The organism is Polaromonas sp. P1_E3 (genome assembly GCF_056405935.1).
Map to the genome: position 1 here is coordinate 1 of NZ_JBFUBD010000358.1, position 2,702 is coordinate 2,702.

General features: G+C 63.7%; 3 protein-coding genes. All 3 read right to left on the reverse strand.

Annotated elements, in window-relative coordinates; translation table 11 throughout:
- Nucleotides 1-58: 58 nt before the first annotated feature.
- A complete protein-coding gene (gene moeA / locus AC1D0Z_RS19115) occupies nt 59-1,423 on the reverse strand; it encodes a molybdopterin molybdotransferase MoeA (RefSeq protein WP_477659769.1) in 1,365 nt (454 codons plus the stop codon).
- Nucleotides 1,420-2,052 carry a molybdenum cofactor guanylyltransferase MobA gene (gene mobA, locus AC1D0Z_RS19120; RefSeq protein ID WP_477659770.1) on the reverse strand — a complete coding sequence of 211 codons (633 nt, stop codon included), beginning with the start codon at nt 2,050-2,052 and terminating at the stop codon, nt 1,420-1,422. Before mobA ends, moeA begins: the two co-directional genes overlap by 4 nt.
- A gap of 172 nt (nt 2,053-2,224) precedes the next feature.
- Nucleotides 2,225-2,702, reverse strand: a 478-nt coding sequence (locus AC1D0Z_RS19125) for a GTP 3',8-cyclase MoaA family protein (RefSeq protein WP_477659771.1), incomplete at its 5' end; no start/stop codon positions are given.

A 2,702-nucleotide genomic window follows, 5' to 3' on the forward strand; every position in this document is an offset into this window, starting at 1 on the left:
GCCCGCGCTATCAAAGCCCCGTACCGACTAGCGCCGGCCGGGCTGCGGACTCTGTGGCTTACAGGACGCCTTCAAACATGAGGACGTCCACGCTGTCTCCCGCAGCGATGTTGCCCTGTTCGTGATGGAGCACCATCAGGCCGTTGGCCTCGGCCATGGAGCGCAGCACGCCCGAGCCCTGGTTTCCGGTGGTTTTAACCTCCAGCGAACCGTCAGCCGCGGTGGACACCCAGCCGCGCTGGTATTCGGTGCGCCCTGGTTTCTTGCGGATGGGCTCCATGCTTCGTGCCTTGAGTAGCGGCGCCGGTGCGGCGCTGGCGCCCATCATCTGAAGCAGAGCAGGGCGCACAAAGGCCAGGAAAGTCACCATCACCGCAACGGGGTTGCCGGGCAAGCCGAAAAGGATGGCTCCGTTGGGGTTGGGGTAAGTACTTGTATTGCTATATTTTTCATAGCTGCTTGCGCTCGTCTTTATTGGGCTTGACCCCGATTTTGTGGTTGAAATTCGTCCCACGGCCATGGGCCTGCCCGGCCGCATCGCGATGCGCCAAAAAGCCACGTCGCCCAGCTTTTTCATCATGGCTTTGGTGAAATCGGCCTCGCCCACGCTGACACCGCCAGAGGTGATGACGGCGTCGGCCTCGCTTGCCGCGCGCTTGAATGCCGCCTCCAGAAGCGCCGGGTCGTCGCGCACCACGCCCATGTCGATGACCTTGCAGCCCAGGCGGCTGAGCATGCCAAAGACGGTGTAGCGGTTGCTGTCGTAGACAGCGCCTTCGCGCGGCGCCTCGCCCAACGACAGGATCTCATCGCCGGTGGAGAAATAGGCCACCCGCAGCGGCCGCCAGGTCGACAACGTTTTAAGGCCCAAGGAGGCCGCCAGACCAAGCCTGGCGGGCGTGACCAGCTCACCTTTTAATAGCGCTGGCCGGCCCTGCGCCAAGTCCTCGCCTTGCAGCCGGCGGTTGTCACCAGCGCGGAGCAAGCCAGGCGGAATGCTGATGCGTGCGCCTTGGGCATCCTCATGCACGGTCACAAACTCCTGCGGCACCACCGTATCCAGGCCCGCCGGCATGATGGCGCCGGTCATGATCTTGACGCACTGGCCCGGGCCGGCGCTGCCTTGCCAGGCCTTGCCGGCCAGTGCGGTGCCGGGCGCTACCTGCAACTCCAGCGCCGAGCCAGTGAGCTGCCCGCCATCAAAGGCGTAGCCGTCCATGGCCGAGTTGTCATGGGGCGGCACGTCAAATGGCGAAACCACGTCCTGGGCCAATACGCGCCCGAAGGCCTCCATCAAGGGAAGCTCAATTTGCTCCTGCACAGGCATGACAAGCCGGGACAGGAAGTCCAGCACCTGGTCAGCGGAAAGGGCCTGGGGATCGTAGCCCTGCAGCTCCGCCGCAATCTGGTCGAGTGTTTTCACGGCAGGCGGGATTCCAGCTGGTGCAGCTCCGCCAGCGTGTTGGCGTTGAAGAACCCGCGGCTGTCGTCACCGGGCTGGTCAAACGGAACAATGACGGTTTTGTGTTGTGCCGTCCAGGCGTCGATCTTTCGGCCGCCACCGTGCGTAAAGCGGGCCAGGCTTTCCAGCATGTGCGTGCCCATGAGGCAAAACACGGGCTGGGGCCTGAGCTGTCCGTCTTCCTCGGGCGCTGCTGCCACGGCGAAATCGGTACCTTCATGTGCCAGCGCTCCAGCCAGGCGCGCCACGAGGTCGCCGGGAAACAGCGGGGTATCACAAGGTACGGTCAGCAGGTAAGGTGTCTCACAACGCTCCAGGCCGGTCAGGAACCCGGCCAGCGGCCCGGCAAATTCACCCAACCCGGTGCTGTCAGGCCAGACCGGCACACCAAAAGATTCATACGCCGCCAGGTTGCGGTTGGCATTGATCATCACCTCGCCGACCTGCGGCGACAGCCTCATCAGCGTGTGCAGGGCCAGAGGAATACCGTTGAAATTCTGCAGGCCTTTGTCTACTCCGCCCATGCGTGACCCGCGGCCACCGGCCAGGATCACGCCGGTAATGGCCTCGGCGTGAATAAAGGAAGGCATTGGGACATCTTTCAAAAAAAGCTCCTGAACGCGGATAGCTCAAGGCGCTCAAGGACGCCGTTGGGGGGCCCAGACCAGTCAGGGCCGCGGAACCGGCTTCGCCGGGCCGCAGGCGCAGCGCCCCCTCGGGGGGCAGAGAGCCACACGCAGTGGGCGAACGTGGGGGCCCTATTCATCCGCCTATGTAACTCATCTCAACGCGCTTGGCGGTTGAATCGGGGGTGCTTGTGTCTGCTGGCATCTCGGCGCGCAGTTGCGAATAGCGGTCATCCCGTTTTTGCCAGATATGGCCGACGGCCGCCGCGATCTGGTCGTCGCCGTAGCCGCCGCGCAGCAGGGCGCGCAAATCCTGCCCCTGGCTGGCAAAGAGGCATAAAAACAATTTGCCTTCGGTCGAGAGGCGAGCGCGGTTGCAGTCGCCGCAAAAAGCCTGCGTCACACTGCTGATCACGCCGACCTCGCCCGCACCGTCGGCGTAACGCCAGCGTTCTGCGGTTTCGCCGGTGTAGTTTGGGTCTATGGCCACAAGGGGGAATTCAGCATTCAGCCGTTCCACCACCTGGGCGGAGGGCAGCACCTCGTCCATGCGCCAGCCATTGGTGGCGCCCACGTCCATGTATTCGATAAAGCGAAGCACCACGCCGCTGTGG